Here is a 15,477-nt window from a genome sequence, read left to right on the forward strand (position 1 = left end):
TGCCTATCGTTCCGGTCGGTCCGAGCCGACCACCCACATCGAGAAGTACTGCGAGCCACCACCGTACGCATGCCCGAGCGCCTTGCGCGCACCGTCGACCTGATGTTCCCCGGCGCGGTGCATCACCTGCATCGCCGCCTCGGCGAATCGGATCATTCCGGACGCGCCGATCGGGTTGGACGAGAGCACCCCGCCGGACATGTTGACCGGCAGCTGACCACCGAGGGCCGTTTCCCCGGACTCGGTGAGCTTCCAGCCGGAACGTTCCGGGGTGAAGCCGAGGTTCTCGAGCCACATCGGTTCGAACCACGAGAAGGGGACGTAGATCTCGGCGCAGTCGATCTCGGTGAGCGGGTCGGTGATCCCCGCGGCCTCCCACAGCGCCGCCGCGGCCATCCGGCCCGCCTCGGGGTTGACCTGGTCGCGTCCCGCGTACGTGGTCGGCTCGGTTCGCATCGCGGTGGCGTGGATCCACGCGACGCCCCGGCCCTGCGCCTCGACTGCCGCGGCCGAGTCCTCGTCGCCGATCACCACGGCGCACGCGCCGTCCGAGGAGGGGCAGGTCTCGTCGTAGCGGATGGGGTCCCACAGCATCTGCGACGCCTGCACCGACTCGAGCGTGATGTCCGGCTGCTTGAGGTGCGCGTAGGGGTTCTTCGCGCCGTTGAGGCGGTCCTTGACGGCCACCATCGCGCCGATGTGCTCGGGGGCGCCCGAGCGCCGGATGTAGGAGCGCACGTGGGGGGCGAAGTAGCCACCGGCGCCCGCCCCGACCGGCATGGTGAACGGCACCGGGGTGGACAACGCCCACATGGCGTTCGATTCGGACTGCTTCTCCCACGCCACGGCCAGCACCCGTCGGTGCACGCCGGCCTGGACGAGGCTGGCGGCGACGTTGGCGGTGGACCCGCCGACCGACCCGGCGGTGTGGACCCGCAGCATGGGCTTGCCGGTGGCACCGATCGCGTCGACCATGCCCAGCTCGGGCATCATCACGCCCTCGAACAGGTCCGGGGCCTTGCCGATGACGACGGCGTCGATGTCGTCCCAGCCCACGTCCGCGTCCGCGAGCGCCCGGTCGATCGCCTCGCGGACGAGACCGGACATCGACACGTCGTGCCGTTTGGCGACGTAGTGGGTCTGTCCCGTGCCGAGGACAGCGGCGAGTTGCTTGCCCATCAGTTGCGTCCCTCCAGAACTGCTACCAGATTCTGTTGCAGCACAGCTCCACTCGTCGCGTGTGCGAGCGCACGTCCGGCGCGGCCGTCCATGATCGCCTGCGCGGCGCAGCCGATGCGTTCGAGTCCACCGGAGAACATGGGGTTGCCGGTGAGCGGACCTCCGGTCGGGTTGACCGCCGTCGCGCCCGAGAGGCCGAGCGCCTCGCGCAGGATCAGCTCCTGATGCGTGAACGGGGCGTGCAGCTCGGCGACGTCGAAGGCGGTGTCCCCGCCGGTCACCGCCGCGGCGGCCGCGGCGGCGGACGGTGCCTGCGTCAGGTCCCGCGAGCCGAAGTTCGGGGTGTCGATGCGGTGCTCGATGCCGGTGATCCAGGCGGGGTTCTCGCACAGCTCGCGGGCCCGGTCGCCGGTGGCGAGCACGACGGCGGCGGCGCCGTCGGTGACCGGGGCGCAGTCGTGCCTCCGCAACGGGTCGGCGACGTAGGGCCGGTCGAGCAGTTCCTCGACCGTGACGTCGCCGCTGATCTGGGCATTCGGATTGTCCTTGGCGGCGGCCCGTGCGCGGACGGCGACCTGCGCCATGTCCTCCTCCGTCCACTTGCCGGCGTCGAGTCCGAACCGGGCCTGCAGCCCGGCGAGCGAGACGGAGTCGAGGCCGAGCGGTGCGACGAGGTACGGGTCGAGTTGCACGCCGAGGACCTGGCGCAGCGTGCCCGCCGAGGACTTGCCGAAGCCGTACACGAGCGCGGTGTCGACCTCCCCGGTGAGCAGCTTGACCCACGCCTCGTACAGCGCCCAGGCGGCGTCCATCTCGACGTGGGATTCGTTGATCGGTGGCACCGCGCCGAGCGCGTCCACGGCGGAGATGAACGAGAACGCCCGGCCGGCCAGGTAGTCCGACGAGCCCGAACACCAGAAACCGATGTCGGACTTGGTGATACCCAGCTTGTCGTAGAGCTCCCGGAAGCACGGGACGAGCATCTCGACGCCGTTGGTGGTGCCGGTGGTCTCGCGCACGTGAGGTGCCTGCGCGAAGCCGACGACTGCGATGTCTGTCATGGTGGGCGCGGCTCCCTTACAGGTGGTGTTCGAAGGTCTCGTAGGCGGCGTCCGGCTCGCCGGTCGGACGGAAGTACTCGATGTTGCGCAGCGTGTAGTCCCACTCCTCGCGCGGGCGCCACTTCGCCTCCACCCGCATGCCCATGCGCACCTCGGAGGCGTCGCACTCGAGGATCAGGTGCAGGAACGGGATGTCGGCACCGTCGAGCAGCACGTACGCCGCGACGTAGGGCGGCGTGATCTGCTGCCCGAGAAACGGCACGTTGACGATGCAGAACGTGGTCACGATGCCCTTGTCGGACACCTCGACCTGCTGGCGGGTGGGGATGCCGTCGGTGGGGTTCGCGCCGCGCGGCGGGATGTAGACCTTGCCGCCGGGACCGGTGCGCCCGCCGATCAGTCGGCCCTCGGCCAGCCCGCGCAGGTAGTAGGACTCCTCGGACGACGCGCTGTGCGTGTAGTGCAGGTCCAGCGGGGTGATCATCATCGTCACCGGTTCGCCGGAGTCCTCCGGCCGCACCGTCACGGTGCCGGCCTCGCCGGGCTCGAACCCGGCGATGTCGCGGATGTGGCCGACGCGGTTGTCGGCCCAGCGCACGCGCACCCGCATCCCGGTGCGCATGTCCGCCGGGTCGGGGACGTCGACCGCGTGCAGCAGCGTCGTGTCGGCCCCGTCCAACTGGATCAGCGCCCACGCGAAGGGACGGTCGAACGGCTGGCCCGGCAACGGATCCGGATTCCAGGTCCAGCTGCGAACCGTGCCGCTCTGCCCGACCTCGACGAAGTCGGTGAGCGGTTCGTGGGTGACCGCGTCGAACTCCGGGGGCGGCACGAGGACTCGTCCGTCCGAGCCGCGGGCGCCGAGGATTCGTCCGTCGCGCAGACCGGTGACGAACGCGCCGACGGTCGGCCCCGTGGATCGGGTGTAGTCGAACTTCAGGTTCAGTGGTGCGCTCAGCGGTTTCTCCGCGGTCGCGCTCTTTCCCAGGCTCACAACTTCGAGTAGAACAGGTTCTAGAGACGGTGGCAAGGGTACTGTCCGAGCAGCGGTGCCTTCGGCCCACCCCGAAAGGAATGGTGTGCAATGAAACTGGGTCTGCAGCTCGGCTACTGGGGGGCGCAGCCGCCCGCGAACGCCGGAGAACTCGTCGCTGCCGCCGAAGCGGAGGGCTTCGACGCGGTCTTCGCCGCCGAGTCGTGGGGCTCGGATGCGTTCACACCGCTCGCCTGGTGGGGCTCGGGCACGCAGCGGGTGCGGCTCGGCACGTCCGTCGTGCAGGTCTCCGCCCGCACCCCCACCAGCTGCGCCATGCACGCCCTCACCCTCGACCACCTCAGCGGCGGTCGGCACATCCTGGGCCTCGGTGTGTCGGGCCCGCAGGTCGTCGAGGGATGGTACGGCGAGCCGTTCGCCAAACCGCTCGCTCGCACCCGCGAATACGTCTCGGTCGTGCGCAGGGTGCTCGACCGCCGCGAGCCGGTGACCAACCCGGGGCCGCACTACCCGCTGCCGTACGACGGTCCCGGCGCCACCGGTCTCGGCAAGCCGCTCAAGCCGATCACGCACCCGCTGCGCGCGGACATCCCCATCTGGATCGGCGCCGAGGGACCGAAGAACGTCGCGTTGACCGCCGAGATCGCCGACGGATGGCTGGCCATCTACTACTCGCCGCGCCTGGCCCCGATGTACGACGAGTGGCTCGACGAGGGCTTCTCCCGTCCGGGCGCCCGGCGCACCCGCGCCGACTTCGAGATCGCCGCGACCTGCCAGGTCGTCGTCACCGACGACCGGGCGGGGACCGTCGCGGGCCTCAAGCCCGTCACCGCCCTGTACGTCGGGGGCATGGGCACTCCCGAACTGAACTTCCACGCCCAGGTGTACCGGCGGATGGGCTACGGCGACGTCGTCGACGAGGTGACCAGGTTGTTCCGCGCCGGCCGCAAGGACGAGGCCGCCGCCGCGATCCCCGACGAGATGGTCACCGAGACGATGATCGTCGGCGACCGCGACGAGGTCCGCGCCGGAGTGAAGCGCTGGTCCGACGCGGGCGTGACGATGCTGCTGGTGAGCTGCCACGACGCCGAGCACGTGCGTTCCCTGGCGGACGTCGTCCTGGGCTGATCACGCCGCCCCGGCGCGCACCCACTGCTGCCGCGTGGCCGAATGTCACACCGGTTTCGATGTGATCGACGCGATGTGACATTCGGTCGGCGGGGGCGGTCGGCGGGGGCGGTCGGCGGGGGCGGCCGGCGGGGGCGGGCAGAGGCCCCTCAGGCGCCGGTGAACTTCGGGGCCCGCTTCTCGGCGAAGGCGCGGGGGCCCTCCTTGGCGTCGGCGCTCTTGAAGACCTCGGCGCCGAGCTTCGCGTCGATCTCGAAGGCCTCCTCCTCGTGCATGCCCTCGGTGTCGCGGATGGTCTTCAGGATGGCCCGGACGGCGAGCGGGCCGTTGGCGGCGATGGTGCCGGCGATCTCGAGGGCCTTGTCGAGTGCCTGACCGTCGGGGACGACGTGGCCGATCAGGCCGATCTCCTTCGCCTCGGGGGCCGTGATGTGCCGGCCGGTGAGCAGGATGTCGGCGGCGATCGTGTAGGGGATCTGACGCACGAGCCGCACCGCCGAGCCACCGAGTGGGAACAGGCCCCATTTTGCTTCGGACACACCGAATTTCGCGCTCTCGCCGGCCACCCTGATGTCGGTGCCCTGGAGGATCTCGGTGCCGCCGGCGATGGCCGGCCCCTCCACCGCGGCGATGAGCGGTTTGGTGAGGCGGCGGCCCTTGAGCAGCGCGGGCAGCCTGGACAGGTCCCATCCTCCGCCGTCGCCCTGCTCGAACTTGTCGCCCGGGGCGGACCGGTTCATCGCCTTGAGGTCGGCGCCCGCGCAGAAGGCGCCGCCCGCGCCGGTCAGGACGGCCACCCGGATCTCCGGATCGTTGTCGACGCGGTCCCACGCCTCGGCCATGATCGCCATCATCTCGCCGGAGAGGGCGTTGCGCGCCTCGGGCCGGTTCATGGTGACGATCAGGACCGGACCGCGCTGCTCGACGAGGCAGTGCGGAGCGGCTGCCGAAATGCCGGAAACTTCCGATGCGGTGGTGGACACTGAGGACTCCTGCGGTGTTGTGAACTGGATCTCATTCGGGTCTTGTCAGAAACGGTAACACGTTCTACTTTTGTGTCGTGGCCCTTAACATCGCAGACCTCGTAGAGCACGCAATCGACCTTGTTCCCGACCGCGTCGCGCTCGCGTCGGACGGACGTGAGGTCACCTACGCGCAGCTGGAGGAGCGCGCCAATCGGCTCGCCCACTATCTGCAGGAACAGGGTGTGAAGCCCGGTGACAAGGTGGGGATCTACTCCCGCAACACCATCGAAGCCATCGAGGCGATGGTCGCGGTGTTCAAGATCCGTGCCGTGATGGTGAACGTCAACTACCGGTACGTCGAGAACGAGTTGCAGTACATCTTCGACAACTCGGACATGGTCGCGCTCGTCCACGAGCGTCGCTATTCGGACAAGGTCGCCGCCGTCCTGCCGCACTGTCCGCAGATCCGTACCGTCGTCGTGGTCGACGACGGCACCGATCTCGACTACTCGGGCTACGACGGCGTCGACTACGAGTCCGCCCTGGCCCAGGGCTCACCCGAGCGCGACTTCGGCGAACGCAGCGCCGACGACCTCTACATCCTCTACACCGGAGGCACCACCGGCAGCCCCAAGGGCGTGATGTGGCGTCAGGAGGACGTGTGGCGCGTGCTCGGCGGCGGCATCAACTTCATGACGGGCGAATACGTCGCCGACGAATGGGAACTCGCCAAGACCGGTGCCTCGGGTGCGCCGCTGGTGCGCTTCCCGATCCCGCCGCTCATCCACGGCGGTGCCCAGTGGGCGGTGCTGCAGTCGCTGTTCAGCGGCGGCAAGGTCATCATGCATCCCGAGTTCGACGGCCACGAGGTGTGGCGGGTCATCGAGGAACACAAGGTCAACGTCATCTTCATCACCGGCGACGCGATGGGCCGCCCGATGCTCGACGCCCTCGAGAGCGGCCGTCCCGGGACGGGGGAGAAGTACGACCTGTCGTCGCTGTTCGCGATGGCGTCGAGTGCGGCCCTGTTCTCCCCGGCGCTGAAGGAGCGCTTCCTGGACCTGATGCCCAACACGGTCGTCACCGACTCGATCGGCTCGTCCGAGACCGGCTTCGGCGGACTCGGCATCGTCGCCAAGGGACAGACCCACGCGGGCGGCCCGACCGTCAAGATCGACGCCTCCACCGCCGTGATCGACGACGAGGGGAACCCGATCGAGCCCGGATCCGGTCAGGTGGGCGTGCTCGCCCGCAAGGGCCACATCCCGATCGGCTACTACAAGGACGAGGTCAAGACCAAGGCGACCTTCCGCGAGTACCACGGTGTCCGCTACTCCATCCCGGGGGACCACGCGCGGGTCGAGGCCGACGGCACCGTCACCATGCTCGGCCGCGGCTCGGTCTGCATCAACACCGGCGGCGAGAAGGTGTTCCCCGAGGAGGTGGAGGGCGCCCTGAAGGCCCACCCGGACGTGTTCGACGTCCTCGTCGTCGGCGTGCCGGACGAGCGCTGGGGACAGCGCGTGTCCGCCGTGATCGCCCCCCGGGCCGGCACCCGGCCGGCGCTGGCCGACCTCGTCGAGGTGGCCCGGACGCAGATCGCCAGCTACAAGATCCCGCGCAGTGTCTGGTACGTCGACGCCATCAAGCGCTCACCGGCCGGCAAGCCCGACTACCGGTGGGCCAAGGAGCAGACCGAGCAGCGCCCAGCGGACGACCACCACACCAACGGCTCCGCTGCGGCGAGCTAGAAGGGACCGGGATGCACACCGATCTCAGCAGGAAATTCGGAATCCAGTACCCGATCTTCGGGTTCACCCCGTCCGAGCACGTCGCCGCCGCGATCAGCCGGGCCGGTGGTCTCGGCGTCCTCGGCTGCGTCCGGTTCAACGACCCGGCCGAACTCGACGACGTCCTCACCTGGATGGACGAGAACACCGACGGCAAGCCCTACGGCGTCGACATCGTGATGCCCGCGAAGGTCCCCACCGAGGGGTCCGCCGTCGACCTCGACAAGCTCATCCCCGCCGAGCACCGTGCCTTCGTCGAGCGCACCCTCGCCGAACTCGGCGTGCCGCCGCTCGACGAGTCCGCCGAACACGCAGCCGGTGTCCTCGGATGGCTGCATTCGGTCGCCCGCTCCCACGTCGACGTCGCGCTCGGGCACCGTCCGGCCCTCATCGCCAACGCACTCGGCTCCCCGCCGAAGGACGTGATCGACCTCGCCCACGAGAAGGGGGTGCCCGTCGCGGCGCTCGCCGGGGCGGTCGAGCATGCCCGGCGGCACGTCGAGAACGGCGTCGACATCGTCATCGCCCAGGGATACGAGGCGGGCGGGCACACCGGTGAGGTGGCCTCGATGGTGCTCTGGCCCGAAATCGTCGACGCCCTCGGCGATTCGGCGACGGTACTTGCCGCCGGCGGAGTGGGGTCGGGTCGGCAGATCGCCGCCGCGCTCGCGCTCGGCGCGTCCGGAGTGTGGATGGGCTCCTACTGGCTCACCACCTCCGAATACAAGCTCGGCGCCGCCGCGGCCGGCCCGTCGTCGGTCCAGCGAGCGCTGCTCGGCGCGTCGTCGTCCGACACCGTGCGCTCGCGGATCTACTCGGGCAAGCCCGCCCGCCTGCTCAAGACGAAGTGGACCGAGGCGTGGTCGAAGCCCGAGGCGCCGTCACCACTGCCGATGCCGTTACAGAACCTGCTCGTGAGCGAAGCCCACCAGCGGATCGCCGCCGCGGACGATCCCGAGGTCGTCGCGATGCCCGTAGGGCAGATCGTCGGCCGGATGAACGAGATCCGGCCGGTCGCGGAGATCATGGCCGAGCTCGTCGCGGGGTACGAGCAGGCCGTCGACCGGCTGAACGCGGCCCGGTGACGGACCGGTGGTGACCGTCTACGATCCCTTCGACCCGCAGTTCCTGGCCGACCCCTACCCGGCCTACCGGATGCTGCGGGACGAGGATCCGGTGCATCGCCACGTCAGCGCCCGGAACGGCATCCCGCCGTTCTGGGCGCTGTCCCGCTTCGAGGACGTGTGGAACGCGGTGCGCGACACCGGCACCTACTCCTCTGCACAGGGATTGACGTTCGTACCCGACGAGATCGGAAAACTGGGTCTCGCGCCGACGATCGTCATGCTCGACCCGCCGCGGCACGGACAACTGCGTGGACTCGTGGCGAAGGGCTTCACTCCCCGGCGCGTCGCGGCTCTCGAGGACGCGGTGCGCGGATTCGTCCGAGTGCTGCTGGATTCCTTCGCGGGCTGGCGTGAGGTGGATCTGCACCGCGAGTTCTCCTCGCCGATACCCACATTCGTGCTGGCCGAGCTGCTCGGGGTGCCGGCAGCCGACCGGCCGCGCTTCGATCCGTGGGTCGCTGCCCTCACGGCGCTGCAGGACTCCGGGTTCGACCTGAACGCCATGAGCGCCCCCGCTGCCGTCGCCGAGATGTTCGAGTACTTCGCCGGGTTGATCACCGAGCGCCGTCGCGCACCCGGCGACGACCTGATCAGCGCGTTGACCGAAGTCGAGTCCGACGGCGAACTGCTCACCGACTGGGAGATCCTCGGCTTCTGCTTCGTCATGGTCGCCGGGGGCAACGACACCACCGGGAACCTGATCTCGCACGCGGTGATGCTGCTCGACACCGACCACCGCCAGCGCGCCCTGCTCGTCGACGACCCCGCCCGGATCCCGGGCGCGCTGATGGAGACGCTGCGGCTGGAGGGATCGGTGCAGGGACTGGCGCGGACCACCACGCGCGACGTCGAACTGCACGGGGTGACGATTCCCGCGGGGGAGAAGGTGATGATGCTCTACGGCGCGGCCAATCGGGACGAACGCGAATTCGGGGACACCGCCGAGCAGTTCGACATCACCCGCTCCATTCCGCGGCACCTGGGTTTCTCCAGCGGTCCCCACTTCTGCATCGGCTCGCACCTGGCGAAGTTGCAGTCCCGGGTCGCCCTCGAGGAATTGCTGTCCCGGTATCCGCACGTGTCGGTCGACCCGGGTGCGGGGGTACGCCTGCAGTCGTCGTTCACCCGCGGCTGGGTGAGCCTGCCCGCGTCGCTCGGGTAGCCGCGTTTCAGGGCTGCACCTCGACAACCCCGTGCGCGCCCCGCTCGGCGTCGACCATCACGTGCGAGACGAAGGGATAGCGGCCCTCCTCGGGGAAGGTCAGCTCGACGAACCCGCCCTGGGACGGCGACAAGCCGAGCGTCTGCGCACCGGAGACGCCCGGGCGCAGGCGATAGTCGCCCTCGGTCCAGACCGTGTCGAACTGCCCGCCGACGACATGGAACGCGGTGCCCCGGTCGGGTCCGGCCGCGAGTACCCAGATCCGCACCCGCTCGCCGACACGGGCGGGCAGCGGCACGTGGTCGTATTGTCCGGCGTAGCCGTTGAACACCACCAGATCCGGTGCCTCCGCTGCGATCTTGGCCGCGTCCGCCTCACCCGCCGCCGGACCGAGATACAACTCCGACTGCACCAGCACGTACTCGCGGTCCACCGGCGGGAGGTCCGGCGGATCGATGACGACGGCGCCGAACATCCCGTTCGCGATGTGCACGGACATCGGCATCGTGGCGCAGTGGTACATCCAGATGCCGGCACGCGTCGCGGTGAACCGGTAGACCAGGGACTGTCCGGGGTCGATGGTGCGCATCGGCCCGTCGGGGGCGAGCGACCCGGCGTGGAAGTCGATCGAATGCCCGATCGTCCCGTCGTTGACCAGCGTGATCTCGAAGACGTCGCCGACCTTGCCGTGCAGGGTGGGACCGGGTGCGGTGCCGCCGAACGTCCACAGTCGCTGGGTGATTCCGGGGGCGACGGGACGCTCGGATTCGGTCACGGTCAGGGTGATGCGGTGCTCCGGCATCGGCGCGGGCAGCGCCGGGTCGTGCGGGACGAAGTCCGGTCCCGGTTCGGCACCGAGGCTGCGAGCGACGTCGGTGGCGGCGAGCGATGTGCCGGCTGTCGCCGCGGCATGATCGGCGTGCGCGTCCGGGGCCGGCGCGCCGGTCGCGCGGATCCGTAGCGTCATGCCCATCTGCCGGTGGCCGGCGACCGAGCACCACCCGTCGACGTCGCTGCCGATCACGCCGGCGTCGAGAGTGGCGGAGTCGCCGGGAGCGAGGCGCTCGGTTCGGGTTCCGTCGGCAAGGACGAGGTCGTGCCGATCCGTACCGGAATTGGTGAGGGTGACGACGAGGCGGTTTCCGGCGGGAACGTCGATCACGTCGGGCACGAACCGCATCCCTTCGATGCGGACCTGAGCTTCCGTGGTGACGCCCGTGACCTCGACCGCCTCCGCGCGCACGGTGGAGATGCCCGCCGCCGCGGGATCCGCCGCCACGCCCGCGGCGGCGGCCACCACGACGACACCCAGGCCCGCGGCGGCCACACCGAGACGCCGCCGGGCGGGGATCGGTTCGGGCCTGCCGAGCCGCGACGGCGTGCCCTTGGCCCGGCGGCCGGCCACCACCGCGCGTACCGCGAGCGGAAGAAACGCGGCGAGGGCGACGAGAACCAGCATCGACGCCAGGACGCGCACCAGGCTCGGCGCCGGGAGCACGCACAGCACCAGGCCCCCGTTGGCCACCGCGACACGCCACGCCGCGCCGCGTTCGAGTTCCGCCGTCGCGGCCTGCACGGCCGCCCGCCCGCCGATGACCACCGGGAGCAGGTACGTCAGGGCCCCGAGCAGCACCTGGACGAGGAAGCCGGCGAGCAGGATCCCGGTGGCCGTGCCGATACGGCCGGCGGCGGCCGTCCAGCCGGGTGCGGTGGCCAGCGCGACCGCCACGTAGGCGGCGCTCACGAGGAACCAGGTCACCCCCGCGAGGACGGACATCGTCGCGAAATCGGCGGGTGTGCGGCGACGGATCTCCGCGAGGTGCGGTTCGAGCACGTACACCGCTGCGGCGAGGTAGGTGAGCGCGCCCGCCGCTGCGAGCCCGGTGCTCCCCATGATCGCCCCGGCCACTCCGGCGCCGAGCCCGGCGGCGAGAACGGGCAGACCGTGCCGCGCCGCCGTCTCCACCCGCTGCGCCACCCGGGTGCGCAGCATCGTCGGCCACAGGGTGACCAGCGTGCCGAGCACGGTCAGTCCCATCCACCCGAACAGGTTGACTCCGGCGTGCGCGACGACGAACCGCTCGTGCAGCGTCCCCGGCAGCGCGTCGTTCGCCATCGCGGCGCCGAGACCTGCCCCCAGCGGCAGCAGGGCGGCGGCCACGATGTAGAAGCGGACGGTCTCGCCGAAGCGTGACGGCAGCGCGGCCCGCAGGTGCCGGACGAGGATCACGGCGTGTATCGCGGCGATCACCGCCACCGTGACGCTGCCGGCGAGCACCAGGGGCCACCAGCGGCCGAGCATGCCCGCGACGACCGCGACCGCGCCGGCGTTGAACACCACCAGCCGCAGCGCTTCGGGTCGACGACTCGTCGCCGGCGGGCGGCGCAGCAGGGCGTCCGCGAAGTGCCGGCTCCAGACGAGGACGGCGTTGCTCGCCGCCCCGAGTCCGAGCAGATGCACCAGCAGCCACCCGGACATCGGCACGAACCGGTGAGCGAGCGCGACGACGACGAGCGCGACGAACCACGCGAACACGATCGTCCCCGCCCGCAGGTGCCATCCGCCGCGGCTCATGCCGGCGCCTCCGTCCGCGCCGGTCGCAGCGCCGAGTACGCGGCCACCGCGAGAAAGGCGAGCACCGCGACGATGTTCAGGACCCCGCCGACGGTGACGGCCCATCCGACGCCGCGGACGTCCCCGACCGCCAGGCGTAGCAGCAGGGACCCATGCAGCAGCACTGCGGGCCCGTACATGGCGGGGCGGTGCGGCAGGGGCCGTCGCACCACGGCCGGGAGAACGATCGGGGCGTGCGCGAGGATCATCGACAGCACGAAGCCGAGCATCACCGCATGCACGACCGCGTCGTACCCGCCGCCCGTCCGGACCGGGCCGACGAGCAACCACGTCAGTCCCGCCGCGGCCAGCCACCCGTACCCGGCGAGCAGGCACACGGCCGTGAACCGGGCCTGTCCGGCCGCGCGGACCGTGCGGCGGGCCACGTCGAACCGGGCCAGCCAGGCGACGAGGGCCAGCAGCGCGGCGCCCAGGAGGGGATACCCGGCGGACGGCCACAACAGGGTGGCGAGCACGCCGGCCACGACGGCCCCCGCGCTCGCCACCAGGAGCTGCTCCGCGCCGGTGCCGACCATCGCCACCCGCGCGAGCTCGAGGCGTTCCCCCGCGATCGTGAGCACGAGGAAGCCGACGAACCACGGCAGCAGGTCGGGGACGGACACGCCGCCGAGCCACAGCAGTGCACCGCCCGTTGCGAGGACCGCGCCGGCCGCCTGCACGACCACCGCGACGTCCTCGGTGCGCCGCCACAACGGCACGTACACCGCGACGAGCAGGGCGCTGCCGGCCACGAGGAGGCCGTCGGCGAGACCTCGGGGGGCGGGGGCGACGAGCAGCAGACCGCCTGCGCCCAGGCAGATCGGCGCGGAATACCCCCAGCGGCGTCCGAGTGCGACAGCGCGCTCGAGGGCGACCACCGTGCCGACGAAGCCGAGCACCAGCACGACGCCGTGGACCTCGGGGAGCCGGTCGCTGTCGACCGGAGCGGGCACACCGAGCATCAGCAGTGCGGCGTCGAGACCGGCGAGGAGGGCCACCCCGCCCGGGAAGAGCAGCAGCGCGCGTGTCGGAACGGGACGCTCGTTCACGGCTGCCGCCCCGAGGGCCGTGGCGGTGCGGCGGGCGTAGGCAGGAAGAGCCGGCACGCGCCGGGTTCGGCGAAGGGCAGCAGGTCCAGGCCCGGCCCGGTGGGAGCGCCGAGTTCGGCGAGGACGCCCTCGACGATACCGAGGTGGACCTGGCACACCACCGTGGGGAAACGGCGGGCGGCGGCGAGCAGCGGGCACCGGCGGAGCGCGACGCCGCGGAGCGGCCCGTCGTCGACCGGGTCGAAGCCGAGGTGGGCGAGCAGGGTCAGCACCGTCCGGTCGGGGTCGCCGGAGGCGCGGTACTCGCGCACGAGGTCGCGGCCCCAGTCGGTACCGGCCGCGCGGGCGTCGGACTCGGGAGTGGCGCTGGTGCGGGCGAGGTGCCCGGCGAGGGCGGTGGCGAGTCCGGCGTAGTCGCGCGCGGAGACGGAGGGGTCGGCGGCGGGTGCGGGCCGGTACCACCGCGCGGGCCGGCCGCGTCCCCGCGCCGGTTGCGGGCCGACGCTGTCGTGGACGAGCAGGCCGAGTTCCACGAGGGCTTCGAGATGCTCGCGCACCGTGTTGGTGTGCAGGGTGAGACGTCCGGCGACGTCGCCGACGCGCACGGGAGCATGGGTGCGCACGTCGCCGAGGACGGTCGCGCGCTGGGCCGACAGCGGCGGCGGCTCCGCCGTTGCCGGAGGTGCCGGCCCGAGAACCGGATCACTATTTTCCACGGAATTAACTGTAGTAAATGGGGCCGGGAACGGCCAGCCCGGCCGCGGATCGGTGTGTCCTTTGGGCGGTCAGGACCGCCCAAAGGGCGCACCGCTGGCGAGGTCGGGTGTCAGGAGGGTGAATTCGCGGTCACCGCGCGACCGCATCCACACCGGGTCGGTGCAGTTCCACCGTTCGGCGCTGAGCGTGCGGGTGAGCACCTTGAAGGTGGCCGTGCGCGGGAAGTCGGAGCACACCCGGATCAGCGTCGGCAGCTGTTTGGGGCCGAGGTCGGGCTGCGCGTCGAGGAAGTCCGCGAACGCGACCGGATCGAACTCGTCGGTCGCGGTGGGGATGACGGCGGCCATCACCCGATCGCCCACGTCCGCATCCGGGACCGCGTAGACCGCGACCTGGGCGAAGCCCGGATAGCGGAGCAGGATGCGCTCGATCGGTGCGGCCGCGATGTTCTCGCCGTCGACGCGCATCCACCCGGAACTGCGACCGGCGAAGTAGACGAAGCCCTCGGCGTCGACGTAACCGAGATCGCCGCTGTGGTAGCGGCCGTCGCGCATCCGTTCGGCATCGGCCCCCGGATTCTTGTAATAGCCTGCGAACAGACCGGACCCGGTGACGTTGACGAGTTCGCCGGTCGCGACGTCGGCGTTGAGGACACGGCCGTCGGTGTCGAACTCGGCGACAGGGCAGGGAGATCCGGTGTCCGGGTCGAAGATCTGCACGCCGTCGGGCAGTCGGCCCAGTGCTCCGGGCGGGGCGTCGGGCGCCGCGGAGATCGAGATGCCGCCCTCGGTGGAGCCGAACCCGTCGACGACCGTCGCGCCGAACCGTCGCCGGAACGCGGCGATCGCGGGGGCCGTGCCCTCGTTGCCGTACATGATGCGCAGGGGGTTGTCCGCCTCGCGGGGTTCCTCCGGGGTGGCGACGATGTAGGACAACGGCTTTCCCACGTAGTTGGCGTAGGTTACCCCGAAGCGGCGCACGTCCGGCAGGAACCCGGAGGCGGAGAACCTGCGTCGCAGGGCGATCCCGGACCCCGCCGCGAGCGCCACCGCCCAGCCGGCCATCATCGCGTTGGAGTGGAACATCGGCATCGACACGTACACGACGTCGTCGGCACCGAGACCGAACCGCTCCGCGAGCATCACGCCGGGGCCGGTGATCTTCTCGTGGGTGCAGCACACGGCCTTCGGGTCGCCGCTGGTGCCGGAGGTGAAGATCAGCATGAACAGGTCGGTCGGGCTGGCCGGGACCGGTTCGACGGTGGCACCGGCATACGGGGCGAGCAGCGCGGCCCACTCGGCGGAGTCGACGTCGATCACCCGCACCCCGCCGAGATCGAGCCCGTCGAGCAGTCGGGCGTTCGCGGTCTCGGTGAACACCACCTGGCAGTCCGCGAGCGCGATGTCGCGGGCCAGGGCCTGCCCGCGGCGAGTGGTGTTCAGCCCGACCACCACCGACCCGGACAGTGCCGCGGCGCCGAGCAGCAGCGAGAACTCCGGCACGTTGTCCATGAGGATCCCGAAGTGCCGGGGCCTGCGCGGGTCGAGCAGTTCGTGCAGCAGGGCGGCCCGGTCCCGGCCGGCCTGCACGTGCTCGCGCCACGTCAGCGACGTGTTCTCGAACTGCAGGCCACGATCGTCGACGGTGGCGAGCCGCTCGAGGAGCGCGGTCACCGTGAGTGCGTCGGTCAT

General features: G+C 71.0%; 12 protein-coding genes. 4 read left to right on the plus strand and 8 right to left on the minus strand.

The window, feature by feature from the left end:
- Positions 1–3 precede the first annotated feature (3 nt).
- The 3 genes from LZP97_RS24525 to LZP97_RS24535 are packed head-to-tail and all read right to left on the minus strand — an operon-like array spanning position 4 to position 3,234.
- Positions 4–1,179: a thiolase domain-containing protein gene (locus LZP97_RS24525; RefSeq protein WP_048773347.1), complete on the minus strand. Its 1,176-nt coding sequence runs from the start codon at positions 1,177–1,179 to the stop codon at positions 4–6.
- Entirely contained in the window at positions 1,179–2,240 is a 1,062-nt protein-coding gene (locus LZP97_RS24530; protein ID WP_010594461.1) for a thiolase domain-containing protein, read from the minus strand. Before LZP97_RS24530 ends, LZP97_RS24525 begins: the two co-directional genes overlap by 1 nt.
- A 16-nt stretch (positions 2,241–2,256) precedes the next feature.
- Complete coding sequence (locus LZP97_RS24535; RefSeq protein ID WP_048773346.1) at positions 2,257–3,234, minus strand: Zn-ribbon domain-containing OB-fold protein; 978 nt, start codon at positions 3,232–3,234, stop codon at positions 2,257–2,259.
- A 90-nt stretch (positions 3,235–3,324) separates the two neighbouring features.
- Here LZP97_RS24535 and LZP97_RS24540 point away from each other — a divergent pair, with 90 nt between their 5' ends.
- Positions 3,325–4,362, plus strand: a complete 1,038-nt coding sequence (locus tag LZP97_RS24540; RefSeq protein ID WP_010594458.1) for an LLM class F420-dependent oxidoreductase — start codon at positions 3,325–3,327, stop codon at positions 4,360–4,362.
- Between the two features lie 149 nt (positions 4,363–4,511).
- On the opposite strand, the gene LZP97_RS24545 is transcribed toward LZP97_RS24540, so the two are convergent.
- Positions 4,512–5,345, minus strand: coding sequence for a crotonase/enoyl-CoA hydratase family protein (locus LZP97_RS24545; RefSeq protein WP_010594457.1), 834 nt, complete (start codon positions 5,343–5,345; stop codon positions 4,512–4,514).
- A 77-nt stretch (positions 5,346–5,422) separates the two neighbouring features.
- Here LZP97_RS24545 and LZP97_RS24550 point away from each other — a divergent pair, with 77 nt between their 5' ends.
- Genes LZP97_RS24550 through LZP97_RS24560 form a run of 3 tightly spaced genes read left to right on the plus strand, consistent with a single transcriptional unit; the run spans position 5,423 to position 9,406 of the window.
- Complete coding sequence (locus LZP97_RS24550; protein WP_010594456.1) at positions 5,423–7,078, plus strand: acyl-CoA synthetase; 1,656 nt, start codon at positions 5,423–5,425, stop codon at positions 7,076–7,078.
- Positions 7,079–7,089: 11 nt separating this feature from the next.
- Positions 7,090–8,202 carry an NAD(P)H-dependent flavin oxidoreductase gene (locus LZP97_RS24555; RefSeq protein WP_010594455.1) on the plus strand — a complete coding sequence of 371 codons (1,113 nt, stop codon included), beginning with the start codon at positions 7,090–7,092 and terminating at the stop codon, positions 8,200–8,202.
- A gap of 10 nt (positions 8,203–8,212) precedes the next feature.
- A complete protein-coding gene (locus LZP97_RS24560; RefSeq protein WP_228287187.1) occupies positions 8,213–9,406 on the plus strand; it encodes a cytochrome P450 in 1,194 nt (397 codons plus the stop codon).
- Positions 9,407–9,413: 7 nt separating this feature from the next.
- Here LZP97_RS24560 and LZP97_RS24565 read toward each other — a convergent pair whose 3' ends face one another.
- The 4 genes from LZP97_RS24565 to LZP97_RS24580 all read right to left on the minus strand — a co-directional run bounded on the left by LZP97_RS24565 (position 9,414) and on the right by LZP97_RS24580 (position 15,477).
- Positions 9,414–11,981 (minus strand): multicopper oxidase domain-containing protein, encoded by a 2,568-nt coding sequence (locus LZP97_RS24565; protein WP_010594453.1) that lies wholly within the window; start codon positions 11,979–11,981, stop codon positions 9,414–9,416.
- Positions 11,978–13,126 carry a hypothetical protein gene (locus tag LZP97_RS24570; RefSeq protein ID WP_082170400.1) on the minus strand — a complete coding sequence of 383 codons (1,149 nt, stop codon included), beginning with the start codon at positions 13,124–13,126 and terminating at the stop codon, positions 11,978–11,980. The genes LZP97_RS24565 and LZP97_RS24570 overlap by 4 nt, the downstream gene beginning before the upstream one ends.
- Positions 13,066–13,785 (minus strand): helix-turn-helix transcriptional regulator, encoded by a 720-nt coding sequence (locus LZP97_RS24575; protein ID WP_228287186.1) that lies wholly within the window; start codon positions 13,783–13,785, stop codon positions 13,066–13,068. Before LZP97_RS24575 ends, LZP97_RS24570 begins: the two co-directional genes overlap by 61 nt.
- 69 nt (positions 13,786–13,854) lie before the next feature.
- Positions 13,855–15,477 (minus strand): long-chain-fatty-acid--CoA ligase, encoded by a 1,623-nt coding sequence (locus LZP97_RS24580; protein WP_048773343.1) that lies wholly within the window; start codon positions 15,475–15,477, stop codon positions 13,855–13,857.

Source organism: Rhodococcus sp. DMF-1 (assembly GCF_021441945.1).
GTDB lineage: Bacteria > Actinomycetota > Actinomycetes > Mycobacteriales > Mycobacteriaceae > Rhodococcus > Rhodococcus ruber.